The sequence below is a fragment of the Leifsonia sp. 22587 genome (assembly GCF_052044215.1).
In the GTDB taxonomy this organism is placed as follows: domain Bacteria; phylum Actinomycetota; class Actinomycetes; order Actinomycetales; family Microbacteriaceae; genus Leifsonia; species Leifsonia shinshuensis_C.
Genome location: NZ_JBQENB010000001.1, coordinates 860,046 through 885,305 on the forward strand (window position 1 = coordinate 860,046; position 25,260 = coordinate 885,305).

Annotated in this window: 18 protein-coding genes and 1 tRNA gene; 10 read left to right on the forward strand and 9 right to left on the reverse strand. The window is 71.2% G+C overall.

All coding sequences use genetic code 11. From position 1 onward, the window contains the following. The first annotated feature begins 5 nt into the window (after positions 1–5). Genes metG through ACTJI1_RS04250 form a run of 4 tightly spaced genes read left to right on the forward strand, consistent with a single transcriptional unit; the run spans position 6 to position 4,369 of the window. The gene (metG, locus tag ACTJI1_RS04235; RefSeq protein WP_440741666.1) at positions 6–1,595 is read left to right on the forward strand and encodes a methionine--tRNA ligase; all 1,590 of its coding nucleotides are present in this window, start codon (positions 6–8) and stop codon (positions 1,593–1,595) included. Then, a complete protein-coding gene (locus tag ACTJI1_RS04240; RefSeq protein ID WP_440741667.1) occupies positions 1,592–2,521 on the forward strand; it encodes a TatD family hydrolase in 930 nt (309 codons plus the stop codon). Before metG ends, ACTJI1_RS04240 begins: the two co-directional genes overlap by 4 nt. Further along, the gene (gene rsmA, locus ACTJI1_RS04245) at positions 2,518–3,381 is read left to right on the forward strand and encodes a 16S rRNA (adenine(1518)-N(6)/adenine(1519)-N(6))-dimethyltransferase RsmA (RefSeq protein ID WP_440741668.1); all 864 of its coding nucleotides are present in this window, start codon (positions 2,518–2,520) and stop codon (positions 3,379–3,381) included. Before ACTJI1_RS04240 ends, rsmA begins: the two co-directional genes overlap by 4 nt. 52 nt (positions 3,382–3,433) lie before the next feature. Continuing rightward, complete coding sequence (locus tag ACTJI1_RS04250) at positions 3,434–4,369, forward strand: 4-(cytidine 5'-diphospho)-2-C-methyl-D-erythritol kinase (protein WP_310130349.1); 936 nt, start codon at positions 3,434–3,436, stop codon at positions 4,367–4,369. Positions 4,370–4,848: 479 nt separating this feature from the next. Here ACTJI1_RS04250 and ACTJI1_RS04255 read toward each other — a convergent pair whose 3' ends face one another. Together ACTJI1_RS04255 and ACTJI1_RS04260 are read right to left on the reverse strand one after the other, a co-directional pair. Then, positions 4,849–7,674: a LuxR C-terminal-related transcriptional regulator gene (locus tag ACTJI1_RS04255; protein WP_440741669.1), complete on the reverse strand. Its 2,826-nt coding sequence runs from the start codon at positions 7,672–7,674 to the stop codon at positions 4,849–4,851. Positions 7,675–7,811: 137 nt separating this feature from the next. Next, positions 7,812–9,608 carry an ABC-F family ATP-binding cassette domain-containing protein gene (locus ACTJI1_RS04260; protein ID WP_440741670.1) on the reverse strand — a complete coding sequence of 599 codons (1,797 nt, stop codon included), beginning with the start codon at positions 9,606–9,608 and terminating at the stop codon, positions 7,812–7,814. Positions 9,609–9,804: 196 nt separating this feature from the next. Between ACTJI1_RS04260 and ACTJI1_RS04265 the strand changes: the two genes are divergently transcribed. Continuing rightward, complete coding sequence (locus tag ACTJI1_RS04265; protein WP_440741671.1) at positions 9,805–10,665, forward strand: Abi family protein; 861 nt, start codon at positions 9,805–9,807, stop codon at positions 10,663–10,665. 41 nt (positions 10,666–10,706) lie between these two features. Next, positions 10,707–12,353, forward strand: a complete 1,647-nt coding sequence (locus ACTJI1_RS04270; protein WP_440741672.1) for an acyl-CoA dehydrogenase family protein — start codon at positions 10,707–10,709, stop codon at positions 12,351–12,353. A 106-nt stretch (positions 12,354–12,459) separates the two neighbouring features. On the opposite strand, the gene ACTJI1_RS04275 is transcribed toward ACTJI1_RS04270, so the two are convergent. The 3 genes from ACTJI1_RS04275 to ACTJI1_RS04285 all read right to left on the reverse strand — a co-directional run bounded on the left by ACTJI1_RS04275 (position 12,460) and on the right by ACTJI1_RS04285 (position 16,540). After that, complete coding sequence (locus tag ACTJI1_RS04275) at positions 12,460–14,949, reverse strand: CDP-glycerol glycerophosphotransferase family protein (RefSeq protein WP_440741673.1); 2,490 nt, start codon at positions 14,947–14,949, stop codon at positions 12,460–12,462. Between the two features lie 59 nt (positions 14,950–15,008). After that, entirely contained in the window at positions 15,009–15,860 is an 852-nt protein-coding gene (locus ACTJI1_RS04280) for a DUF3800 domain-containing protein (protein WP_440741674.1), read from the reverse strand. Between the two features lie 176 nt (positions 15,861–16,036). Next, a complete protein-coding gene (locus ACTJI1_RS04285) occupies positions 16,037–16,540 on the reverse strand; it encodes a MarR family winged helix-turn-helix transcriptional regulator (protein WP_310130335.1) in 504 nt (167 codons plus the stop codon). Positions 16,541–16,625: 85 nt separating this feature from the next. Here ACTJI1_RS04285 and ACTJI1_RS04290 point away from each other — a divergent pair. The 3 genes from ACTJI1_RS04290 to ACTJI1_RS04300 all read left to right on the forward strand — a co-directional run bounded on the left by ACTJI1_RS04290 (position 16,626) and on the right by ACTJI1_RS04300 (position 19,147). Beyond that, positions 16,626–16,697 (forward strand) — tRNA-Gln (locus ACTJI1_RS04290). Positions 16,698–16,726: 29 nt separating this feature from the next. Then, positions 16,727–18,169 carry a bifunctional UDP-N-acetylglucosamine diphosphorylase/glucosamine-1-phosphate N-acetyltransferase GlmU gene (gene glmU / locus ACTJI1_RS04295; protein ID WP_440741675.1) on the forward strand — a complete coding sequence of 481 codons (1,443 nt, stop codon included), beginning with the start codon at positions 16,727–16,729 and terminating at the stop codon, positions 18,167–18,169. Beyond that, positions 18,170–19,147, forward strand: a complete 978-nt coding sequence (locus ACTJI1_RS04300; protein WP_440741676.1) for a ribose-phosphate diphosphokinase — start codon at positions 18,170–18,172, stop codon at positions 19,145–19,147. A gap of 5 nt (positions 19,148–19,152) precedes the next feature. On the opposite strand, the gene ACTJI1_RS04305 is transcribed toward ACTJI1_RS04300, so the two are convergent. The 4 genes from ACTJI1_RS04305 to ACTJI1_RS04320 all read right to left on the reverse strand — a co-directional run bounded on the left by ACTJI1_RS04305 (position 19,153) and on the right by ACTJI1_RS04320 (position 23,658). Continuing rightward, entirely contained in the window at positions 19,153–19,503 is a 351-nt protein-coding gene (locus tag ACTJI1_RS04305) for a hypothetical protein (RefSeq protein WP_310130329.1), read from the reverse strand. A gap of 108 nt (positions 19,504–19,611) precedes the next feature. Further along, positions 19,612–21,021, reverse strand: a complete 1,410-nt coding sequence (gndA, locus tag ACTJI1_RS04310; protein ID WP_440742173.1) for an NADP-dependent phosphogluconate dehydrogenase — start codon at positions 21,019–21,021, stop codon at positions 19,612–19,614. Positions 21,022–21,193: 172 nt separating this feature from the next. Continuing rightward, a complete protein-coding gene (gene uxaC / locus ACTJI1_RS04315; RefSeq protein ID WP_440741677.1) occupies positions 21,194–22,609 on the reverse strand; it encodes a glucuronate isomerase in 1,416 nt (471 codons plus the stop codon). Further along, on the reverse strand, positions 22,606–23,658 hold the full coding sequence (locus ACTJI1_RS04320) for a LacI family DNA-binding transcriptional regulator (RefSeq protein WP_440741678.1): 1,053 nt from the start codon (positions 23,656–23,658) through the stop codon (positions 22,606–22,608). The genes uxaC and ACTJI1_RS04320 overlap by 4 nt, the downstream gene beginning before the upstream one ends. A 136-nt stretch (positions 23,659–23,794) precedes the next feature. Between ACTJI1_RS04320 and ACTJI1_RS04325 the strand changes: the two genes are divergently transcribed. Beyond that, positions 23,795–25,156, forward strand: coding sequence for an ABC transporter substrate-binding protein (locus ACTJI1_RS04325; RefSeq protein ID WP_440741679.1), 1,362 nt, complete (start codon positions 23,795–23,797; stop codon positions 25,154–25,156). The last annotated feature ends 104 nt before the right edge of the window (positions 25,157–25,260 follow it).

Here is a 25,260-nt window from a genome sequence, read left to right on the forward strand (position 1 = left end):
TCACCATGTCCGACGGCTCCTCCTTCTACATCACCACGCCGATCTTCTACGTGAATGATGTCCCGCACATCGGGCATGCCTACACGGAGGTCGCGGCCGACGTGCTGGCCCGCTGGCACCGCCAGGCCGGCGACGACACCTGGCTGCTCACCGGCACCGACGAGCACGGCCAGAAGATCCTGCGCACGGCGACCGCGAACGGCACGACGCCCAAGGCGTGGGCCGACAAGCTTGTCACCGAGGAGTGGCTCCCGCTGCTCGAGACCATCGACATCGCCAACGACGACTTCATCCGCACCACCGACGAGCGGCACGAGGTCAACGTCCAGAAGTTCCTGCAGAAGCTGTACGACGACGGCTACATCTACGCCGGCGAGTACGAGGCGCTCTACTGCGTGGGCTGCGAGGAGTTCAAGCCGCAGAGCGAGATCGTCGACGGCACCGGCGAGTACGAGGGCCAGAAGGTGTGCGCCATCCACTCGAAGCCGCTGGAGCTGCTGCAGGAGAAGAACTACTTCTTCCGCATGAGCCAGTTCGCCGACCGACTGCTGGCGCTCTACGAGGAGCGTCCGGACTTCGTGCAGCCGGAGTCGGCGCGCAACGAGGTGGTCAGCTTCGTGCGTCAGGGCCTCAGCGACCTGTCCATCTCGCGGTCGAGCTTCGACTGGGGCATCAAGGTGCCGTGGGACGAGTCGCACGTCGTCTACGTCTGGTTCGACGCGCTGCTCAACTACATCACCGCGGTCGGCTACGGGCAGGACGACGAGGAGTTCGCACGCCGCTGGCCGGCGAACCACCTGGTCGGCAAAGACATCCTGCGCTTCCACGCGGTCATCTGGCCGGCCATGCTGATGGCCGCGGGCCTCGAGGTGCCGAAGCGGGTGTTCGGCCACGGCTGGCTGCTCGTGGGCGGCGAGAAGATGTCCAAGTCCAAGCTGACCGGCATCGCGCCGACGCAGATCACCGACACGTTCGGGTCCGACGCGTTCCGCTACTACTTCATGCGCGCCATCAACTTCGGCCAGGACGGCTCCTTCAGCTGGGAGGACCTGGCGGCGCGCTACCAGGCGGAGCTCGCCAACGGCTTCGGCAACCTCGCATCGCGTGTCATCGCCATGGTCACCCGGTACTTCGAGGGCATCGTGCCCCCGGCGGCCGAGTACCAGGAGGTCGACCGGCACGTGCAGGAGATCGTCCGGACGGCGGCAGCCGACGCGGACGCCGCGATCTCGCGCCTGGCGATCCACGACGCCCTCACGGCGATCTGGCGGATCGTCGACGAGCTCAACGGGTACATCACCGAGCAGGAGCCGTGGACGCTGGCGAAGGACGAGACGCAGCGCGAGCGGCTGGGCACCGTGCTGTACACGGCGGCCGAGGGGCTGCGCGCGCTCGCCGTCCTGCTGTCGCCGGTCATCCCGGGCGCCACGGCGAAGCTGTGGGAGTCGCTGGGCGTCGAGGGCGAACTGGGTGCGCTCACGGCGCAGCCGCTGCGCACCGCGGGGGACTGGGGGCGCCTGCCCGCCGGCACCGAGGTCAACGGGCTGGCCGCGCTCTTCCCGCGGATCGATGCGGAGGCGGTCGCCGCGGTATGACGGACCCGTCGTTCGTCCGCCAGCGGCACGTCACCGACGGCCGGGATCTGGCCTACCCTCCGCTGCCGGAGGCGCTGACGGTCCCCGTCTACGACAACCACACGCACCTCGAGATGGCCGACGGCGTCGAGCCGCTGGACTACCGCGAGCAGCTGGACCGCGCGTCCAGCGTCGGTGTGCGCGGCGTGGTGCAGGTCGGGAACGACGTGGAGACCTCCCGCTGGTCGGCGGAGATGGCCGCGATCGAGCCGCGCATGCTGGCCGCGGTCGCGCTGCATCCGAACGACGCGCCCGACTACGAGGAGCGCGGCGAGCTGGATGACGCCCTGGCCGTCATCGCCGAGCTCGCCGGCCGTCCCCGGGTGCGAGCGGTGGGGGAGACGGGACTCGACTTCTTCCGGACCGAGGAGGGGCCGCGGCGGGATGCGCAGTTCCGCTCGTTCGAGGCGCACATCGAGATCGCCAAGCAGAACGACCTCGCCCTGCAGATCCACGACCGGGACGCGCACGCGGCCGTCGTCGCCACCCTCAAGCGGGTCGGCGCGCCCGCGCGGACGGTCTTCCACTGCTTCTCGGGCGACGTCGAGCTGGCCCGCATCTGCGCCGAGAACGGCTGGTACATGTCGTTCGCGGGCACCGTCACGTTCAAGAACGCGCCGAATCTGCGCGAGGCGCTGGCCGTCGCGCCGCGCCACCTGATCATGGTCGAGACGGATGCGCCGTTCCTCACGCCGACCCCGTTCCGAGGCCGGCCGAACGCGCCCTACCTCATCCCGCACACCCTCCGCGCCATGGCCGAGGTGCTGGGCACGGACGCCTCCACGCTCGCCGCTCAGATCAACTCCAACACCGAGCTCGTCTACGGTCGCTGGGACAGCGAGCCGGTCGGACCGCCGCCCACCCAGCCCATCGGGATCATCGCGTGAGCGAGCTGCGGCTGCTCGGCCCGGCCGAGATCCGCGACCTCGCCGAACTGCTCGACGTCACCCCCACCAAGAAGCTCGGCCAGAACTTCGTCATCGACGCGAACACCGTGCGCCGCATCGTCCGCGTCGCCGAGGTGCAGCCGGGCGACCGGGTCGTCGAGATCGGCCCGGGCCTCGGCTCCCTCACCCTCGGCCTGCTCGAAGCGGACGCCGCCGTGGTGGCCGTGGAGATCGACGGCCGCCTGGCCGAGCAGCTCCCGAAGACCGTGCAGCAGCTCGCCCCGGACGCCGCGGACCGCCTGACCGTCGTGCACCGCGACGCCCTGCAGATCACCGAGCTGCCGGCCGACCCCGTGCGTCTGGTCGCGAACCTCCCGTACAACGTGTCCGTCCCCGTGCTGCTGCACTTCCTCGAGCACTTCCCGAGCCTGCGGTCGGGCGTCGTGATGGTCCAGGCCGAGGTCGGCCACCGCATCGCGGCGGCGCCCGGCTCCAAGGTCTACGGCGCACCGAGCGTGAAGGCCGCCTGGTACGGCGCGTGGCGCACCGCGGGCGCGGTCAGCCGCCAGGTGTTCTGGCCGGTCCCGAACGTCGACTCGGTGCTCGTGGCCTTCGAACGGCACGACGAGCAGCCGGGCGACGAAGCGTTGCGCCTGCGCACGTTCGCCCTCGTGGACGCCGCCTTCCAGCAGCGCAGGAAGACCCTCCGCCAGGCGCTGGCGCCCGTCTTCGGCGACCCGACCTCGGCGGCCACGGCCCTGCAGGCGGCGGGCCTCGACCCGAGCCTCCGGGGCGAGCAGCTCGCCCTCGCGGACTTCGCACGCCTCGCATCCGTCCCCGTCTCGCCGGACGCCGCGTAAGGCACTCGGCGCGCGCCCAGCAGCCGGGCCGCCGGGTGTGTAGGTTGGAAGCATGGTGGACGGGTGGGACGTTGACAGCGTGCACGTTCGCGCTCCCGGCAAGATCAACGTCTTCATGCGCGTCGGCGCCGTCATGGAGGACGGCTACCACGACGTCGCAACGGCCTACCAGGCTGTCTCGCTGTACGAGGACGTCCGCGCGTACCCGGCGGACGGCTTCTCGGTCGTCTTCGGCGGCAGCATCGACACGAGCGGCCTCCCGCTCGACGACTCCAACCTGGCGATCAAGGCGGCCCGGCTGCTGGCGAAGCGCACCGGCTTCACCGGCGGCGTGCACCTCGAGATCGACAAGCACGTGCCTGTCGCGGGCGGCATGGGCGGAGGGTCCGCGGATGCGGCCGCCGCTCTCGTCGCGTGCGACGCGCTGTGGGGCACCGACGTCGGCCGTGAGGAACTGCTCGCGCTGGCGGCCCGGCTCGGCGCCGACGTGCCGTTCGCGCTGGTCGGCGGCACCGCCATCGGCACGGGCCGCGGCGACCGGCTGAGCCCGGCCCTGGCGACCGGCCAGTTCCACTGGGTGCTCGCGCTGCCGGAGGGCCAGCTGAGCACCCCGCTCGTCTACAGCGAGCTCGACCGCCACCGGGAGCGCCACGCGCGCGACATCGCCCCGGCGCAGCTCACGCCGAGCGTCGACTCCGCGGTGCTGCAGGCACTGCGCGCCGGCGACCCGGCGATGCTCGCCGAGGCGCTCACCAACGACCTGCAGGCGCCGGCCATCCACCTCGTGCCCGAGATCGCCGACGTGATCGAGCTGGGCGAGATGAACGGCGCACTGGCCGGAATCGTGTCCGGATCGGGGCCGACGGTCGCGTTCCTGGCGGCCGACCTCGACTCCGCCCTCGACCTGCAGATCGCCCTCAGCGCGGCGCGGGTGCGCGCGGTGCGCGCCACCGGGCCGGTGCACGGGGCGCGCATCCTGAACGACTGAGCGAGGGCCGGCGGAGATCAGGGCCGTGCCGCATCGGCTGGTGGTGTCGCGGCGGGAACGTGGGCTGGGGTGGGAGTCTGCGGTTGAGCGGGTGAGAGCCATGCGGCCAGCCTTCCAGCGGAGGAAGGGGCGCGGCCGGGCTCCGGCGAATCTGTGGAAAGTCGGCGGGCGGGCATGCCTGTGTAACGGAGGAAAAGGGGCCTCAAATCTCCGACGGAAGGCTCTGCAGAAGGAGTTCCGGGCTCCGATCGGCGGGATCTCCGACGCAAGCGGCCGAATCTCCGACGCAAGCGCCAAGCCGGCAAGCGCCAAGCCGCGACCCCCGCACGCCTCCCCCTGAGGATGCCCGGCCGCACAGACGTCGGGTTGAGACGATTCGTCGATGTCGGGAAGCGTTTCCGCCTGCTGGGCCGGGCATCCCGGGTGTCTTCACACTATCGAGGGCCCTCGCGACACTCCCCACTCGGGGGACGAAACCGTCAAGACTTGACGGGTCTCCGCCGGGCCAGCGTCCGCAGGTCGCGGCGCGACCGCAGGCCCAGCTTGGAGAGGATGTTGCGCACGTGGAAGTTGACCGTCGTCACCGACACGTACAGGCGTTCCGCGATCTCCTTGTTGGTCATGCCGGCGGCAAGCGCGTGCGCCACCTGGCGCTCCCGGGTGGTGAGGCTGGCGAGCGGGTCCACGGCCGACGACTCGACCGCCGCCTCCTCGAGCAGGTGGAGGCAGCGCGCCAGGTACCCGGAGGCGCCGAGCGCCCGGAACGTGGCCGCGGCCGACTCCAGCTGCGCCCGCCCCGCAACCCTCTCTCCGCGGGAGATGGCGAGCCGGCCGGCGTCCAGCGCGGCGACCGCGCGGGGGAACGGGAAGCGGTCCGCCCCCGGCTCCGCGACGGCGGCGCGGTACGCGGCGAGTGCCTCCGGCGCGCGTCCCTCGGCTTCGAGCGTCCGTCCCTCCAGCCAGCGCAGCGATCCGTAGTAAGGGCGCCACGGGCCCGGCGCGGCGCACCGCTCGTAGGCCGCGCGCGCCTCCTCGGCCCTGCCGAGCGCGGCGAGCGCATCCACCCGATAGGTCAGCCAGCCGAGTGTCGAGCTGCGGGATGCAGCGGCCTCGGCCTGCTCGGCGGCGGCGAGCTGCTCGGCCGGCCGACCGAGCGCGCGGGCGAGTTCCGCGCGCGCCAGGTAGGGCAGGTCGCCGTCGTACGATCCGGTGATCCGCGGGTCGGCCTGCGCCGCGGCGCGGAGCCGCTCGTCCACCGCCTCCGCCTCGCCGCGTCCGGCCCTCACCAGCGCCGACGTCCACAGGGCGATCGGCCAGCAGGAGAGGTCCGTCTCGTCCAGGGCGAGCGCGACGGCGGTGTCCGCCAGGGTGACGGACTCCTCCCACTCGCCGACCAGGTACAGGATGTGCGCGTACATCGTGCGCGCGAAGCCTGCCGTCCAGCTGGTCGGGAAGCGGCGCACCAGGTCGTTCGCCCGCGACAGGTCGGCGCGTGCGCGGTCGATGTCGCCGCTGAGGATGAAGACGCGGGAGCGGCTGACCAGCGCATCCACCGCCGCCGGGGACTCGTGGCCGACGACCAGCTCGTCGAGTTCCGCCGCCAGGGGCACGAACAGGTCGGGACGACGGGCGTGCGCCGCCGAGATCACCGCCCAGCCCAGCAGCCGCGTCAGGTCGTCGAGCGGCGCCGCAAGCCAGCGCAGGGCGGGGTCCGCGACCTCGGCGGGGTCCGGGCTGTCCGCGATGTGCCGTCGCGCCGTGTCGAGATGGTCGAGCACCGCCGGGAAGTCGCCGGTCGCCATGAGTACCTTGGGCAGCGCCTCCGCCACGTGCGCGCGGATCGCCCGCTCGTCGGGCGTCTCGGCGGGGCGCGCCTCGAACTCGAGCGCGAGGGCCAGGGCGCCGGGCAGGTCCTGCGAGAGCGTCCGCAGTTCGACCAGCACCGCATCCCGGGCCGGTGACGGCGGCATCGCCTCGAAGGCGGGCCTCAGCTCCAGGATGCGCTCGTGCATCCGGAACCGCATGGCGATGAGCCCGAGCTCGCGGAGCGCTCGCTCGGCCTCGGCGCCGGACGCGAGATCCACCGCGGACCGGGCGTAGCTGAGCGCCTGCTCGGCCTGGCCGAGGTCGGACACCGCGAGGGCGGCGGTGAGCAGCTCGTCAACCAGCGTGGGGTCGGTGCGGTCGGCGGCCTCCACCCGGTGGCGCAGCGCGCGGTGCCCGGAGAGCACCTCGGCGGCGACGCGGTGGATGGCGACCCGGCGGTGCAGCGGCACCCCCGCCGCGAGGGCGTCGGCGAGGATGGCGTGGGTCGGCTCGACGCGGACCACGCCGTCCCGGGTCTCCGCCAGAACGAGGCCGCGCGCAACGGCGCCGTGGACGTCGATGTCGAGGCCCAGGCGGTCGGCGATGGTGCCGACGACCGGCAGCGGGAGGGGGTCGCGTAGCACCGCGACGAGCTCCGCCGCCACGCGCACGGACGGGGGAGCGCCCTCCAGCGACGCGGAGATCGCGGTCGAGAGCGGCGTGATGGCGGTGGCGGGCAGATCCCACCCGGCGGGATGGAGCGCCTGCGCGAACGTCTCCCGCAGCTGGCCCAGCAGCACGCTGAGCAGCAGCGGCGAGCCCTGCGTCGCCTCGGTGAGGCGCGTCGCCGTGCGGCGCGAGACCGGGTGGCCGAGGATGTGGCGGGCGAGCTCCTGCGTGTCTCCCACGGTCAGCGGGGTGAGCTCCACCCGGGCGTGGTTCGTCGTGGTGGATGCGAGGTCGTCGAAGAGCGCGGTGATCCGGTTGGGCTGGGGGCGCGTGGCCGCCGTGAACAGGAAGCGCTGGTCGACGAGGCGCCGGGCCAGGAACCGCAGCGCGCGGGCCGACGGCTCGTCCACCCACTGGGCGTCGTCGATGATCAGGCAGACCGGCCCGTCGATCCCGTCGATCGCGTCGAGCAGAAAGCGCCCGACGGTCAGCGGGTCGTCCCCGGGCTCGGGCGGACGGATGGCGGTGGATGCGGCGCCCGCGCGTGCTCCCGAGCCGCGCATCCCGTTGAGTCCGCGGACCAGGGTCTCGACCGTGGCGTACGCGAGGTCGGACTCGAAGGAGTCGGCGTGGACGCGCAGCACCGTCCAGCCCTCCAGCCGCTGCGCCACATCCGCCAGCAGAGCCGTCTTGCCGAGGCCCGCCTCTCCGGCGACCAGCAGAGCACCCCCGTGCTCGCGGGCCTGGTGCGCGACCAGGAGCATCGTCTCCCTGGCGCGGTCCCTGCCGAACAGGGGCCGCTGGTCCGCGGCCCGCTTCTGGTCACTCACGTGCCGCTCCGTCCCCATCGGCCGCGTCGGGTCGGGTGAGCGACCGATGCTCTGGATCATCGCACAGCGACCGGCCCGCTATCGTTCCCCAGTCCGGGGGTGCGAGCGCACCGAGCGCGGCCGGGTGCGGTGCGGGGTCAGCCCTCCAGCTGCTCGGAGAGCTCCAGCCACCGCGTCTCGAGGTCGGCGATCTCGCCCTCCAGGGTGCGCAGCTCCTCGGTCAGCCGGCCGAGGCCGACGTAGTCGCTCTGGTCGTGCCGCGCCAGCTCCTCGTGCTTCGCCGCCACCTGGTCGGTGACCCTGGCGAGCCGCCGGTCGAGGGCGGACAGCTCCTTCTCGGCCGAGCGAAGGGCCGCGCCCGAGAGGGCGGGTGCCCCAGCAGCGGGGGACGCCGAGGCACCGGCCGCGTCGGTGGACGCCCCCTCCGCGCTCTGTGCCCGCCGCAGCCGCAGGTACTCGTCGACGCCGCCGGGCAGGTGCCGCAGCCGACCATCCATCACCGCGTACTGCTGGTCGGTGACCCGCTCGAGGAGGTACCGGTCGTGCGAGACGACCAGCAGGGTGCCCGGCCAGGAGTCGAGCAGGTCCTCCATCGCCGCCAGCATGTCGGTGTCGAGGTCGTTCGTCGGCTCGTCCAGGATGAGCACGTTCGGCTCGTCGAGCAGGATGAGCAGCAGCTGGAGGCGGCGCTTCTGACCGCCCGACAGGTCCTTCACCGGGGTCGAGAGCTGCGCGTTCGAGAAGCCCAGCCGCTCCAGCAGCTGCCCGGGCGACACCTCCTTGCCGCCGGCCAGGTACGTGGACTTCTTGCCCGCCACGACGGCGCTCACGCGCTCGTCGGCGATGTCGTCCAGCTCGCTGAGCTGCTGCGTCAGCGTGGCGATGCGAACCGTCTTGCCGCGCTTCACCCGGCCGGAGTCCGGCTCCACGGTTCCGGCGACGAGGCCCAGCAGGGTGGACTTTCCGGCGCCGTTCACGCCCAGGATGCCGGTGCGCTCGCCGGGGGCGATCCGCCACTCCACATCCCGCAGCACGGTCTTGGGCGGATACGAGACGGACACGTCGAGCAGGTCCACCACGTCCTTGCCGAGCCGGGAGGTGGCGAGCGTGGTCAGCTCGACCGTGTCGCGCGGCGGCGGCTCGTCGGCGATCAGCACGGCCGCCGCATCCATCCGGAACTTCGGCTTGGAGGTGCGGGCGGGCGCGCCCCGGCGCAGCCAGGCGAGCTCCTTCCGCATCAGGTTCTGCCGCTTGGTCTCGGCGACCGACGCCATCCGGTCGCGCTCCACGCGCTGCAGCACGTACGCGGCGTAGCCGCCCTCGAACGGCTCGACGATGCCGTCGTGCACCTCCCACGTGGCCGTCGACACCTCGTCGAGGAACCAGCGGTCGTGCGTCACGACGACCAGCGCGCCCGAGCCGGTGGGCCAGCGGCCCTTGAGGTGCTGGGCGAGCCAGGCGACGCCCTCCAGGTCGAGGTGGTTGGTGGGCTCGTCGAGGAACAGGATGTCGTGGTCATGCACCAGCAGCGCGGCCAGGGCGACCCGGCGGCGCTGACCGCCGGAGAGCTCGCCGATCGTCGCATCCCACCGGATGTCCGACACGAGCCCGGCGAGCACGTCGCGCACCCGGGGATCGCCGGCCCACAGGTGCTCCTCCCGGTCGCCGACGATGGCGTGGCCCACGGTCAGCTGCGGCGGCAGCTCGTCGCGCTGGTCGAGCATCCCGACCGTGACGCCGCGGCGCCGCGTGACGCGGCCGGAATCGGGGTCCAGCCGGCCCGCCAGCAGCTGCAGGAGGGTCGACTTGCCGTCGCCGTTGCGGCCGACGACGCCGATGCGGTCGCCCTCCGAGATGCCGAGGGTGACGGAGTCGAACACGGTGCGCGTCGGATACTCCAGGTGCAGCGATTCCGCGCCGAGCAGGTGAGCCATGAGACCATCCAGCCTACCGGGCACCGCCTAGGGGGTTCCTCCGCGTGCTCGCTCGACCTGGTAGAGTCCTTCTATCAGCACCCCCCCAAGGCTCGAGCCATCCGGCTTCCTCAAATGCGGGGGGTCTTTCTTTTGCGTCCGCCGCGTCCTTGTCCGGATTCTCGGGGCCACAACCCGATTCTCATAACATCGACGGATGCACAAGCCGTTCCTCTCGCTCGACGCCCAGGTGACGCTCCTCGCCGAGCGCGGCCTCGAGGTCGGCGAACGCGACCGTGCCACGTCGGAATTGCATCGCCTCAACTACTACCGTGTGAGCGGATACGGGCGTGAGTTCCAGCGCGCGCCCTCGCGCGGGGACGACAGCTACCACCCCGGAGTGTCGCTCGGCCGGATCGTCGAGCTCATGGAGCGCGACGCACGTCTGCGCCGGCTGCTGGCGGAGGCCCTGACCGAGATCGAGCTCGGTGTGCGGTCACGGTTCGCCTACGAGGCGGGCCGGGAGCTCGGGTCGCGAGCCTTCTACCTCGACCCGGCCGCGTACCTGCAGATCACGCCGGGCGTCGCAAGCCACATCGCGAAGATCGAGCGCGAACTCCTGCGGCCGAAGCTCCGCACAGTGGCGCGCTATCGGGTGGGCGACGACCTGTCGTCCGTCCCGATCTGGGTCGCCATCGAAGTCGTCTCGTTCGGCGCGCTCGCCAAGATGCTCTGGTACCTCCGCACGCCGCTGCCCGCCCAGCGGACGGCTGACGCCCTCGGCGTCCAGCGCACAGGTTTCGCGTCCGCCGTCCATAGCTTCGCGGTGCTGCGGAATGTGTGCGCGCATCACGGACAGCTCTGGCATCGGCCGTTGGACGTCATGTTCGGGACGCTGCCGAAGGAGAAGAAGCGAGAGCCTCGCCACGAACCGTCGAGCGTCTACAGCGGCATCGTCGTTGCGAAGCGATTCCTGAGGGGGATGAATCGCCTCGCCGACTGGGATGAGAGGGTCTCTGCGCTCCTCGACGAAGACGCGGAATTCCGGTCGGGCATCCTGCGACCCGAGCCGCGCTGAGACCATCCACCTACCGGGCACCGCCGCACTAGACTCCCGCCATGGTCACCCACACCGTCGTGAACCAGGCGCCGCCGCGCGTCGACGTGGACGAGTTCGCGGCGAATCCCGCCCTCCGCGAGGGGGTCGAGCGGTACGACGCCGGGTGGGCCACGGCGTCGCTCGGCGAGGTGGGGCGGCTGGTGGGGTCGGGGTCGTTCCAGAGGGATGCGGAGCTCGCGAACATCCACGAGCCGCGGCTGCGCGCCTTCGACCGGTGCGGCGACCGGATCGACGAGGTCGAGTACGACGACGGGTACCACCGCGTCATCGCGGCGGCCGTCGCGGCCGGAGCCCACACCTCGGCCTGGGCGGATCCGCGCCCCGGCGCGAACGTCGCGCGCGCCGCCGCGTTCATGCTGTTCGCGCAGGTCGAGCCGGGGCACGCGTGCCCGGTGTCGATGACGCACGCCGCCGTCCCCGCGCTCGCCCTCTCGGAAGGGCTCGCCACCGAGTGGATGCCGCGCCTGCTCAGCAGGGAGTACGACGGCCGGCTGCGGGCGGGCAAGACCTCCGCGCTGTTCGGGATGGCGATGACCGAGAAGCAGGGCGGGTCGGATGTGCGCGCCAACACGACCCGGGCGCTCGCCGACGGCGACGGTCGCTGGCTGCTCACCGGGCACAAGTGGTTCTGCTCGGCTCCGATGTCGGACGCGTTCCTCGTGCTCGCGCAGACGGCGAGCGGTCTCTCGTGCTTCCTGGTTCCTCGCGTGCTGGAGGACGGCGACCGGAACGTGTTCCTCATCCAGCGCCTCAAGGACAAGCTCGGCAACCGGTCCAACGCCTCCAGCGAGGTGGAGTTCGACGGGACCGTCGGGTACCTGCTGGGGGAGGAGGGACGCGGCGTGCGCACCATCCTCGAGATGGTCAACCGAACGCGGCTCGACTGCATCCTCGGGAGCGCCGCGGGGATGCGTCAGGCCGTCGCCGAGGCCGCGTGGCACGTGCGGCACCGTTCGGCGTTCGGCGCCCGGCTGATCGATCAGCCGGCGATGAGGGCGGTGCTCGCCGACCTCGCGCTGGAGTCCGAGGCGGCGACCGAGGTGGCACTCCGTCTCGCGCGCGCCCACGACGCCGACGCGCCGGCGACGGATGCCGCCTTCCGGCGCCTGGCGACCGCGGTCACCAAGTACTGGGTCTGCAAGCGCGGGCCGGGGCACGCCTACGAGGCGCTGGAGTGTCTCGGAGGGAACGGCTACACCGAGGCGTTCCCGCTGGCCCGGCGCTACCGGGAGCAGCCGGTTATGGCGATCTGGGAGGGCTCGGGCAACGTGATCGCCCTGGATGTGCTGCGCGCGCTCCGCCGCGAGCCGGCGGCCTGGGACGCCTTCGACGCCGAGCTGGCGCACGCCCGCGGGCGGTACCGCACCTTCGACGCGCACCACGACCGGCTGCGCGCCCGCGTGGCGTCATGCGTGGCGGGCGGCGCCGCCGACGGCGCGGCCGACTCGTCCGCCGCCGCCGAGGCCTCGGTGCGCCCGCTGGTCGCGGCGATGGCCGTCGCGCTGCAGGCGTCCCTGCTGATCCGTCACGCGTCGGACGCCGTCGCCGACGCCTTCGTCGCCGCACGCATCGGCCCCGAGCGCGGCTCCCTCTACGGCGAGCTCCCACCCGGCCTCGACCTCCGGGCCCTCGTCACCCGCGCCTGACCCGCCCACCGTCGAGTACACGAATAGTGCACGCGACACGCCGCGAAGGCGTGCACTATTCGTGTACTCGACGGAGGGGGAGGGAGCGGAGGAGGCGCGGCGCGGGTCAGGCGCCGATGGCGGCGTAGAACTGGGCGACGGCCTTGCGGTTGTAGGCGTGGTAGTCGAAGTGGCTGTCGGGGACGTCGCCGCGCAGGAACGCGCGCATGCCTTCGGCGACGCCGTCGACCGTCTGCGGCACGACCATCCCGCTTCCGGCAGGCAGCGCGTTCTTCGCCGAGGCGAACTCGACCGTGATGATCGGCAGCTGCAGCACCAGCGCCTCCAGGAGCACCATCGGCTGGCCCTCGTAGTCGCTGGAGAGCACGAAGCAGTCAGCCTTGGCCATGATCGCGTGCGGGTTGCGCTGCATCCCGGTGAGGAACACGGACCCCTGCAGCCCCAGTTCGGCGACCAGCGCCTCCAGGTCGCCGGCCAGCGGGCCCGAGCCGACGACGACCAGCCGGGTGCGCGGGTTCTCGGCGTGCACGGCCGCGAACGCCCGGATGAGCCGGGTCTGGTTCTTCTCCGGCGAGAGCCGGCCGACGTTGACGAACGTCGTCACGTCGTCGTCGGCGAGCAGCAGCTCCGCCCAGTCGGGGATGCTGCCGGTCTCCTCGTCGAAGGTGAGCTCGTGCAGGTCGGCGGCGGCGTTCTCCAGGATGTGCTCGGCGTCGACCGTGTTGAGGGCCGACACGAACTTCTCCGGCGGCGCGTACTCCGCCAGGGCGTCGCGGTTGATCTCCGACAGGGTGGGCGACACGGAGACCAGGTGGTCGTACTGCCGGTACAGCGTGAAGATCTGCGTGAGGCTGTGCAGCATCCGCTTCTCGCCGTTCACCTCGCGGTGCGCGTCCGCCGCCAGGTCGTTGTGCAGCCAGATCGCCCGCTGCGCGTCGGGGGAGTGCAGCAGCAGCGTCGCCCAGAAGGGTCCGTAGCCGGAGAAGTCGACCACGTAGTCGAAGCGGCTCTCCCCGAAGCAGCGGTACCACTCGTCATCCCACAGCCGGTTCTGCGCCGGGATGTCGGCGTGCTGCGCGATGCGGCCGCGCCGGAAGTCGAGGTGGCGGGCCAGGTGCACGAGCTTGGCGCCGTTCATCCCGCCGACCCGCGGGAACTGCCGGACCGAGGGATGGATCTGCCGCTGCTTCCCGATGATGACCTGCGACCGGCTCTGGGCGAAGAACGCCGACACGTCGAAGCGGTCGTGGTCGATGTTGTTGAGCAGGTTCAGCGCGGAGGTCGTGATGCCGTTGGGGCGCATCCCGCCCAGGTAGAGCAGGATCTTCTGCCGGCCGTCGTCGGCGAGGTCGCTGCGCAGGCGATAGCCGTGCCGGTTGCCCCGGAAGACGATGTCGACGATGCGGGCGGATGCCGACCCGTCCTCGTAGGGCGTGAACCGCTCCTGCATCGACCGGTAGCGGTCGGCCGATTCGGCCGGCAGTGCGCCACCGGCCTCGGCGATCGCGTGCAGGGCGTCGCCCACCTCGCGGGCCGACATGAGCACCGGGCCGGGCCACTCGTCCGGCTCGAAGTACAGACCGCGGGTGCCTGCGTAGTCGGCCAGGTCGGGCGTGAAGAACACGATCGGACGGCCGGTCTGGAGGAAGTCGAAGAAGATGCTCGAGTAGTCCGAGATCAGCATGTCCGTCGCGCCGAGCACGAGGTTCGTCGGGATCTCGTTCGGGACGAGCATCCGCGCCAGCTCCGGGCGGTGGGCCGCGAGCGCGTGCACGGACTGGTGCGTCTTCAGCAGCACGGCGTAGCGGCTGGTGTCGATGCGCTCCTCGATCTGGCCGATGTGCGCGAGCAGCGCATCCAGGTCGTCCTCGGGCCGGCCGAAGACCTGGCCCTTCCAGGTGGGCGCGTACAGGATTACCTGGCGGTCGCCGAGCGGGATGCCCGCGGCGACGAGCCGGCGGCGCACCTCCTCGCGCCCGCGGTCGTCGAGGAACTGCCGGTCGATGCGCGGGTAGCCCTCCTCAACGAGGGTGCCGCGGTAGACGCCGGTGAGCTTGTAGCCGGTCTCGTACATCTGCTCCGACATGAACGGGTTCGCGGAGAGCAGGTAGTCGGCCTGGACGAAGTTCCGGATGATGTTGGCCGTACCGAGCGCGCCGTCGGCGATGTCGTACCCCATCCGCTTCAGCGGGGTGCCGTGCCAGGTGTTGAGGTACACCTGTCCCTGGCGCTTCGAGAAGTCGGGCGGGAACGTCGCGTTGTTGACGAGGTACTGGCTGGTCGCGAGGGCGCGGTAGTAGGCGGAGGAGCCGTAGCGCACGAAGCTCACCCGGTCGTCGCCGGCGAACTCTTCGACCGCGGCCCGGTACTGCCGCAGGTCGGACAGCGCCCAGATGTGGGTGAGGTGACCGAGGTCGGGGGAGGCGAGCAGCTCGCGGAAGACCGCCTCCGGGTTGTCCAGCATGCCGTTGCCCGAGAACGACTCGTACAGCACGGCGCCCCGCACGATCGGCTGCCGCCGCCAGTGCGCGTGGATCTCGTAACGCGCGGCACGCTTGGCCCGGGACGGCAGTCGCTTCAGTCGGGAGAGTCTCATCGCCCTCGATTTTATGAGAGCGGCATAACGGCCACCTGGGAGCGCGGTATGCGGCGCCTTCACACCTTCGTGGCGATCGTACGGTCGCGGACGGCCTCGGCGAAGAGTCGCTCCTCGCACGGGGGACAATCGCAGTCGCCCTGGCCGTACGACGGGGTGTAGTGCACGCAGCCGTGCGTCAGCTCTCCCTCGCGATGGAACAAGTCCCAGATGCGATCGAACTCCGTCGTGTTCGGCGACTGCCGGTTGTAGCGCCGGAAGACCGCGTACGACACGAGATCGGCGGCCTGCAGGAGACGCGTCGCCCGGGAGTCGGCGAACAACGGCACGTCGGCGAGGTTCTTGAGCTGACCGATGCGTTCGGCTGTGGAGCGCCAGGCCGCGACCCACGACTGGATGTCACGCTCCGCGACCACGCGGCGATCGTGGATCACGAGGCCCCGGTTGGGCATGCGTCTTTGTGTTCGAGACATCCGCAGCATCGTGTCGAACTTGCCCAGGAGCACTTCGTACGCCCACCGTTCGCGTTCCTGGACGCTCCAGTCGCCGTGGAAATTGCGCTCGACGGCGACGCCGAAGAGCGCGATCGGCTGTCGGGGGTCGGCCGGCCGGAACTCGACGAGCGCCTGGTAGGCGTCCGCCAACAGGGCGAGCCGGGTCATGCGGTCGACATTCGCCCAGATGCTCGCCCGTTGGGTCGCGGATCGCGGCGTTCGTGCGTTCCTCAGCTCGGACGCGTGCAGTTCGTACTCGTCGAGGTTCGCCGGGACGCGACCGAGGTGAGTGACGACCACCTCGTCGAGCACTCTCTGCAGCGGTGCGGCGTCGTCTTCATGGATCGCCAGGCCGCCGAGCACGAAGGGATGGCGGCCAGGATGGGTCCCGGACTCGTCCACGAACAGCAGATACATGCATTCCCCCGTTAACGCGAAACGAGGTCCGGCATCAGCCAGACCTCGTTGCTTTGTTCGACTCGGTGGGTACGAGCACCGCTTTGGCAGTCTCGTCCACCGAACGGAACCGCTTTGGCAGTCCTATCGACCCCCCGACTATATCGAAGTGCCTGAGGAGCCTGTCAAGACCGCCCTCAACCCTCCGCGTCGAACCCCAGGCTCAGCTTGCGCAGCAGGCCGGCGAGGCGCTCGGCGTCGGCGGCGGAGAGGCCGTCGAGCAGCTCGGCCTCGGCGTCCACGAGGCGGGTGATCGCCGCATCCACCCGGGTGAGGCCCTGCGCGGTCATCTGCACCAGGATGCCGCGGCCGTCGTTCGGGTCGGTGCGGCGCTCGACCAGGCCGCGGGCGACCAGGCGGTCGATGCGGTTCGTCATCGTGCCGGAGGAGACGAGGGTCTGCTGCAGCAGCGACTTGGGGCTGAGCTGGTACGGCGTGCCCGCCCGGCGCAATGCGGCCAGCACGTCGAACTCCCACGACTCCAGGTCGGACCGGTCGAACGCGCCGCGCCGGGCGCGGTCGAGGTGCCGGGAGAGGCGGTCGACCCGCGACAGCACCTGCAGCGGGGCGAAGTCGAGGTCGGGACGCTCGCGCAGCCAGGCGTCCACGATGCGGTCCACCTCGTCGCGTGCGTCGGCCATGCCCCCATGCTATTGGGGGATGGCCATGCTCTTGGGGGATGGCCGGAGCGCGTCTGGCAGACTGTCATCTGCGCGACGCGCGTGTTCCGCCTTGGTGTAATGGCAGCACGACAGCCTTTGGAGCTGTTAGGTCCAGGTTCGAGTCCTGGAGGCGGAGCGTACGAACTGCACGATCCCTGGAGGGACATGACCGACCAGAATCTCGCCATCGTCGTCCTCGCGGCGGGGCAGGGCACGCGGATGAAGTCCGCGACCCCCAAGCTGCTCCACCCGCTGGGCGGCATCCCGATCGTGTCCCACGTGCTGGCGACCGCGCGCGAGCTGGATGCTGCGCACGTGATCGCGGTCGTGCGTCACGAGCGCGACCGGCTGGCCGAGGTCATCGGCGCCGACATGCCGGAGGCCGTGATCGTCGACCAGGACGAGGTCCCGGGCACCGGCCGTGCGGTCGAGCAGGCCGTCGCGGCGCTCCCCGACGGCTTCACCGGAGACGTGCTGGTGGTCAACGGCGACGTCCCGCTGCTCGACGCGGGCACGCTGCGCGAGCTCGTGGAGCGCCACCGCTCCGGCGAAGCCGCGGCGACCATCCTGTCGTCCTTCCCGGCCGACGCCACCGGCTACGGCCGCATCGTCCGCACCCCGGAGGGCCACCTCGACCGCATCGTCGAACACAAGGACGCCACCGCCGAGGAGCGCGCGATCGGCGAGATCAACGCGGGCATCTACCTGTTCGGTCTGGCCGCGCTGCGCGACAAGCTGGCGCTCGTGTCGACCGACAACGCGCAGGGCGAGAAGTACCTGACGGACGTGATCGGCCTGCTCCGCGAGGCCGGATTCGACGTGGATGCGCTCCCGGTCGCCGAGTCGTGGCTGGTCGAGGGCATCAACGACCGCGCCCAGCTGAGCGACGCCGCGGCGAAGCTGAACGCGCTCATCGTCCGCACCTGGCAGCTCGCCGGCGTGACCGTGCAGGACCCGGCGACGACGTGGATCGACGTGAAGGCGAAGCTCGCCCCCGACGTGACGGTCCTCCCGGGCACCCAGCTGCGCGGCGCGACGGTCGTCGAGACCGGCGCGACCATCGGCCCGGACACCACGCTGACCGACACCGAGGTCGGCGAGGGCGCGACCGTCACCCGCACCGACGCGACGCTCGCCGTGATCGGCGCCGGCGCGACGGTCGGACCGTTCGCCTACCTGCGGCCCGGCACCGTGCTCGGCGCGCGCGGCAAGATCGGCACGTTCACCGAGACGAAGAACGCGGTCATCGGCGAGGGCACCAAGCTGGCCCACTTCAACTACGTCGGCGACGCCGAGGTGGGGGAGAAGGGCAACCTGGGCGCCGGCGTCATCACGGCGAACTACGACGGGGTGAACAAGCACCGCACGGTGATCGGCTCCCACGTCCGCATCAGCACGAACACCGTGCTCGTCGCGCCCGTTAGGATGGGGGACGGAGCGTACACGGGGGCGGGCACGGTCGTCCGCAAGGACGTCCCCGCCGGAGCCCTCGCGATCACCGTCGCTCCTCAACGCAATATCGAAGGCTGGGTCGCGGAGAAGCGGCCGGGCACGGACGCCGACAGAGCGGCTCGCGAAAGCGACGCGTCGGAAGAGAGCGGAGCGTAAGTGTCAGGGATCACCGCGACCGGCCAGAAAAGACTCGTCCTCATCTCCGGTCGCGCGCATCCTCAGCTCGCCCAGGAGATCGCCGAGTGCCTCGGGAGCGAACTGATCCCGACCGACGCACGCACCTTCGCCAACGGCGAGATCTACGCCCGCTTCGACGAGAGCGTGCGCGGCTCGGATGCGTTCGTCATCCAGTCGCACACCTCGCCGATCAACGAGTGGCTCATGGAGCAGCTCATCATGGTGGATGCGCTCAAGCGCGCCTCCGCGAAGCGCATCACGGTCGTCGCCCCCTTCTACCCGTACGCCCGCCAGGACAAGAAGGGCCGCGGCCGCGAGCCGATCTCGGCGCGCCTGGTGGCGGACCTGTTCAAGGCCGCGGGCGCCGACCGCATCATGTCGGTCGACCTGCACGCCGCGCAGATCCAGGGCTTCTTCGACGGCCCGGTCGACCACCTGTTCGCGATGCCCGTGCTGCTCGACCACATGCGCCGTGAGCTCGACCCCTCGACGCTGACCGTCGTGTCGCCCGACATGGGCCGCGTGCGCGTCGCCGACATCTGGAGCGACAAGCTGGGCGCGCCGCTGGCGATCATCCACAAGCGACGGGATCCGCTGGTCCCGAACCAGGTGTCGGTGCACGAGATCGTCGGCGAGGTCGACGGCCGCGTCTGCCTGCTCGTCGACGACCTGATCGACACCGGCCGCACCATCGTGAAGGCCGCCGAGGCGCTCAAGGCCGCCGGCGCCACCGGCGTCGTCGTCGCCGCGACGCACGCGGTGTTCAGCGAGCCGGCCGTCGAGCTGCTGCAGAGCGACGCGATCGACTCGGTCGTCGTGACCGACACCCTCCCGCTGCCCGAGCACAAGCGCTGGGAGGGCCTGACGGTCCTGCCGATCGCGCCCCTGCTGGCGAACGCGATCCGCGAGGTGTTCACCGACGGTTCGGTGACGTCGATGTTCGACGGGGCCGCGTAACCGCTTTACGGCAACTGGTGCGGAGCCGACGGGATGAGCCCCAGCGGCGCCACCCAGGTCGCGTCCCCTTCGGTGTTGAGCGCGTAGCACTGCCATCCCGGCCCGACCGGACCGGTCAGCTCGAACCGTGCGGATGAGCTGAGCGCGTCCGGCTGGTACTGCCGCGCGTAGACGGAGCACGTGTAGTCGGCCGTCTGCGTCTGGATGCTGATGGTGAGCAGGATGCCCGGCAGCAGCAGTGCGCTGAGCGCGACGACCACGAAGACGCGGCTGGCGACCGTCATCGTCCGCCCGCGGAGCGGTCGCTCCCCGAGGGGCTCGTACTCCGCGAGCTCCGGGTGGTCCTCGTACGTCACCCTCCCATCCTCCCTCCTCCCCGCCGTCGAGTACACAAAAACTGCACGCAGATCGCAGGATCCGCGTGCAGTTTTCGTGTACTCGACGGTGGGGCGTGCCCCGCGGGGTCAGTGGGTGGAGGGCTCGGTCTCGATCTCGGTGCGGTCGCCGGACCACAGGGTGTGGAAGACGCCGTCCTTGTCGACGCGCTTGTAGGTGTGCGCGCCGAAGAAGTCGCGCTGGCCCTGCACGAGGGCGGCGGGGAGCCGCTTGGAGGCGAGCGAGTCGTAGTACGAGAGCGCCGAGCCGAAGCCGGGCACAGGCACGCCGGAGAGCGCGGCGGTGGCGACGATGCGGCGCCAGGCGGCCTCGCCCTCGCGGACGGCGTCGGCGAAGTACGGCGCTTCGAGCAGCGTGGCGATGTCCGGGTTCTCGTCGTACGCATCGGCGATGCGGTTCAGGAACTGGGCGCGGATGATGCAGCCGCCGCGCCAGATCTTCGCGATCTTGTCCTTGTGGATGTCCCAGCCGTACTTCTCGGCGCCCGCGATGATCGCGTCGAAGCCCTGCGCGTAGGCGACGACCTTGGACGCGTAGAGCGCCTTCGACACGTCGTCGGCGAACGCCTGCACGTCGTCGGCCTTCTGCACGTCGGGCCGCGACTGGATGGTCGCCTGCACGGCCGCGCGCTGCTGCGGCTTCGACGACACGGCGCGGGCGAACACGGCCTCCGCGATGCCGCCGACCGGCACGCCCAGGTCGAGCGCGTTCTGCACGGTCCAGACGCCGGTGCCCTTGGAGCCCGCCTGGTCGAGGACGATGTCGATGAACGGCTTGCCGGTCTCCGCATCCACCTGGCGCAGCACCTCGGCGGTGATCTCGATCAGGTACGACTCGAGGTAGCCCTTGTTCCACTCGGCGAACACGTCCGCGATCTGCGCGGGCTCGAGGCCGCCGATGGTGCGCAGCAGGTCGTACGCCTCGGCGATGAGCTGCATGTCGGCGTACTCGATGCCGTTGTGGATCATCTTGACGAAGTGGCCGGCGCCGTCGGTGCCGACGTGCGTCACGCACGGCTCGCCCTCGGCGACCGCGGCGATCGACTCCAGGATGGGGCCCAGCGTCTTGTACGACTCGACCGAACCGCCGGGCATGATCGACGGGCCGTTCAGTGCACCCTCCTCGCCGCCGGAGATGCCGGCGCCGACGAAGTGGATGCCCGTGGGCGCGATCCGCTTCTCCCGCTCGATGGTGTCGTGGAAGTTCGCGTTGCCGCCGTCGACGATGATGTCGCCCGGCTCGAACCGCTCCACCAGCTGGTCGATCACGGCGTCGGTGCCCTTGCCGGCCTGAACCATGATGATCGCGGTGCGCGGCTTGGACAGCGAGGCGACGAAGTCGTCCATCTGCTCGGCCGACACGAACCCGGCCTCCGGGTGCGCGTTCACCAGCTCCTCGGTGCGGGCGTACGTGCGGTTGAACACCGCGACCTTGTTGCCCTCGCGGGAGGCGAGGTTGCGGGCCAGGTTCGAGCCCATCACCGCCAGACCGACGACTCCGATGTTGGCGGTTGCTTCCTGTGACACGTAGTGCTCCTTCGTGAAGCCGCGACGGACGAGGGCCGTCCGCCACGACGGGATGTAGTCGGGGGTCAGCTCTCCCGCGGGTGGCAAGAATCGAGCAGTCCCTTCAGCGTAGCGCGCGGCTCGGTCAACCGAGGCGGAAGGTCGCGCGGGGGATGTCGTCGACCAGGCGCCGGGCGAGGGCGAACGCGTCCTCCTCGTCCAGCCGGTGCTCGGCGACCAGGCCGGCGAGGTAGGAGGCGTCCACGCGCCGGGACATGTCGTGGCGCGCTGGGATGCTGCAGAACGCGCGCGTGTCGTCGATGAACCCGCTGGTCTTGGTGAAGCCGGCGCTGTCGGTGACCGCCCGGCGGTAGCGCAGGATGGCGTCGGGCGTGTCGATGAACCACCACGGCGCCCCCGCGTACACCGACGGGTAGAACCCGGCGAGCGGGCCGATCTCGCGCGAGAACGTCGTCTCGTCCACGGTGAACAGCACCAGCCGGAACACGGGATCGGTGCCGAAGTCGCGCAGGATGGGCGTGAGCGGCGCGGTGAAGGCGCCGACCGCGGGCAGGTCGTGCCCGGTGTCCGGGCCGTACGCGTCGAAGGTGGGCCGGTGGTGGTTGCGCAGCACGCCGGGGTGCAGCTGCATCACCAGGCCGTCCTCCGCCGACAGCTCGGCGAGCCGGTAGAGCATGTTGCGCCGGTAGGCGACGGCCTCCGCCGCGGTCACGGTGCCGTCGAGGGCGGCCCGGTGGATGCGCGAAGCCTCGGCCTCGTCGAGCGGATCGCAGCCCGAGTCGAGCACGCCGGTGTCGGTGGCCGTGCCGCCCGCTTCCTTGAAAGCAACGCGGCGGCGGCGCAGCGCCTCCAGCAGGCCCGGGTACGTGGACGTGTCGGTGTCGGCGGCCGCGGCGAGCCGCTCCAGACGGGCGCCCCACCCGTCCTCGTCGGGGTGCATGTACCGGTCGGCGCGGAAGGTCGGGATCACCCGGCCGCGGAAATCCGGATCCGCCGCCAGCCGGGCGTGCGCCGCCAGGTCGTCCGCCGGGTCGTCCGTGGTCGCCAGGACCTCGATCCGGAACCGCTCGAACAGCGCCCGCGGGCGGAACGCCGGGTCGGCGAGGGTCTCGGCGAGCTGGTCGTACAGGCGGTCGGCGTTCTGCGCCGAAGGCTGCTCGGTCAGGCCGAACACCTCGCTGAACTCCGCCTCGAACCACAGCCGCACCGGTGTGCCGAGGAAGACGTCCCAGTGCTCGCACAGCGTCCGCCAGATCGAGCGACCCGTGGCCCGGGACGGGCGGCCGTTCCGCGCCAGGCCGAGGTCGTCGAGGGGCACGCCCGCCGCGTGCAGCATCCGCGTGACGTAGTGGTCGGGCGTGATGAGCAGCGCGGCCGGGTCGGGGAAGGGCTCGTCGTCGGCGAGCATCCGCGCATCCACGTGACCGTGCGGGGAGAGGATCGGCGCGTCCGCCACCTCGGCGTGCAGCCGCCGCGCCAGGTCGCGGACGCCCGGGTCGGCGGGGAGCAGTCGGTCGGGATGCGGTGCCAGGGCGGTCATGCGGGCGATGCTCCGTTCGTGGTCGGTGCGGCGTGGGGCGCCGGTCCGGTGGAGTCCCGGACCGTGAGGTGGGTCGGCAGGGTGACGGCCTGGCGCACCACGGGGGCGAGTCCGCCGTCGAGGCGCGACAGCAGCATGGCGACGGCCGTCCGTCCTGCCTGCTCGATCGGCGCCGTCAGGGTCGTCAGCGGCGGGTTGCAGAAGTCGGCGCCGAAGATGTCGTCGCAGCCGACGATGCTGAGGTCGTCCGGGATGCGCACGCCGCGCTCGCGGAAGCGCGGCAGCATCCCGATCGCGAGCAGGTCGTTGAACGCGATGCACGCGGTGACGCCGGAGTGCAGCACCGCGTCCGCCGCCGCAGCGCCCGCGTACTGCCGCGGAGCGAACGGACCGAGACGCACCGCCTCGACGCCGTAGCGCTCGCCGGCGCGGACGAGGGCGCGCCAGCGTCCTTCGTTCGGCCACGAGGTGGCCGGCCCCGAGACGTAGGCGACGCGGCGGTGACCCAGCGAGACGAGGTGGCCGACGGCCTGCTCGATCGCGCTCGGCGTGTCGATGAAGACGCTCGGCACGCCGCGGGTCTGCCGGTTGACGGCGACCAGCGGGATCTCCTGGGCGAGCGCGCTCAGCCGGCGGTCGGTGAGCCGGGATGCGGCGAGGATGGCGCCGTCGAACGACCGCCGCAGCTTGTGCAGCGTCCCGTCCTCCAGCTCGTCCGACTCCTCGGTGTCGACCAGCAGCTGGGTGTAGCCGGCTGCCTTCAGCTGCTGCTGCGTGCCCCGGATGATGCCGAAGTAGAACGGGTTCGTGACGTCCGAGACGAGCACCGCGATCGCCCGGGTCCGGCCGCTGGTCAGCGCGCGGGCCTGCGAGTTCGGAACGTAGTCGAGTTCGCGTGCCGCGCGCTCGATGCGCTCGCGGGTGCGGGCGTTCACCCGGCCCGGGTTGGAGAGCGCACGGGACACCGTGGAGGTCGCGACGCCGCTGAGCGCGGCGACGTCCGCGAGGGTCGCGGGGCGATCGTTCCCCGCACCGGTGAGAGGGCTCATGCGGCTATCAGAGCACACGATGGCAAATTCTGGCAAACGATTGCAGTCCGATTTGCACCCCTCCTAGAGTCGCCACCAACCTCCCCGGCACGGCCGGGTCGAGGCCCACCAGATCCCTGCTCGAAGGAGAGTACGAATGAGATCACGTCTTGCGCTCGGCGCGGTGGCGGCCCTCGCGGCCGCCGGGCTCGCGCTCACCGGATGCTCCGGCTCCGGCTCCACCTCCACGGCATCCGCGGGAGGGAAGGTCGACGGCGCCGGGAAGACCCTCGACGTCATGATCGCCGCCAACACCCTCTACCCGACCCAGCAGCAGAAGTGGTTCCAGGATGTGTCGGCCCAGTTCCAGAAGGAGACCGGAGCCACGGTGAAGTTCGAGACGTTCGCGTCGGCGAACGACGAACTCACCAAGATCCAGACCTCGGTGCTGAGCGGCCAGGGCCCGGACATCTACGACCTCGGCACCACGTTCACCCCCACGGCGTACTCCACCGGCGCCTTCGTGAAGCTCACCGCCGCCGACTGGGCCAAGATCGGCGGCCGCGACCGCTTCGTCCCGGCCACCCTCGGCATCTCCGGGCCGAGCCAGTCCGACCAGGTCGGCATCCCGTTCCTCAGCCGCCCGTTCGTGATGGCCTACAACAAGGACCTGCTGAAGGCCGCGGGCATCGACAAGCCCGCCGACACCTGGGATGGACTCGCCGCGCAGGCGAAGAAGCTCACCAGCGGCGACGTGCACGGGATGGCCATCGCCTACGCCGACAGCTTCGACCCCTGGAAGTTCGTCTGGGCGATGTCGATGCAGCAGGGCAACACGCTGCTCGACCTGAAGACCAAGAAGGCGACCATCGACGACGACGCCGTGAAGAAGGCCTACCAGACCTACTTCGGCTGGCTCACCAAGGACAAGGTGGTCGACCCGGCCGCGATCGGGTGGAAGAACGCGCAGGCGGTCGCGGCCTTCGCGTCCGGCAAAGCCGCGTTCCTGCCGATGGTGTCCTCGTCGTCCCAGGTCTCGCTGGATGCGTCGGGCGTCGCCGGGAAGTACGCCTACGCGGTGATGCCGACCATCCCGCCGGGGGCGTCGAAGCTGCCGTCCGACGGCAAGGCTGCGGCCACGATCATCTCCGGCGACAACATGGTGGTCGCCAAGTACTCCAAGAACCAGGACCTCGCCTTCGCGCTGATCAAGATGCTCACGAGCGAGGACAACCAGATCGCGTACACGAAGACCTTCGGCGACCTGCCCACCAACGCCGCCGCCGCGAAGAAGATCGAGGACGGCAACGAGCTCCTCGGCCCGATCCTCGACGCCGGCACGAAGGCGTACGGAACGCCGTTCTCCGGAGCCTGGGGCGACACCCAGCTGGCGCTCGTGAACGTGGTGGTGCAGTCCATCCCCGCGCTCTCGTCGGGAGGCGTGTCGTCCTCCGACCTGGAGACCCGGCTGAAGACCGCGCAGGCCACCGCGCAGGCCTCCCTGAGCAAGGCGAAGTAGCCGGGACCGTCATGTCGAATCCCACACTCGCCGCGCCGCAGGGCACGGCCCCGGCCGACGGCTCGCCCGCGGGACGCGCTCCCGCGGGCGGCCGCCACGGCCGC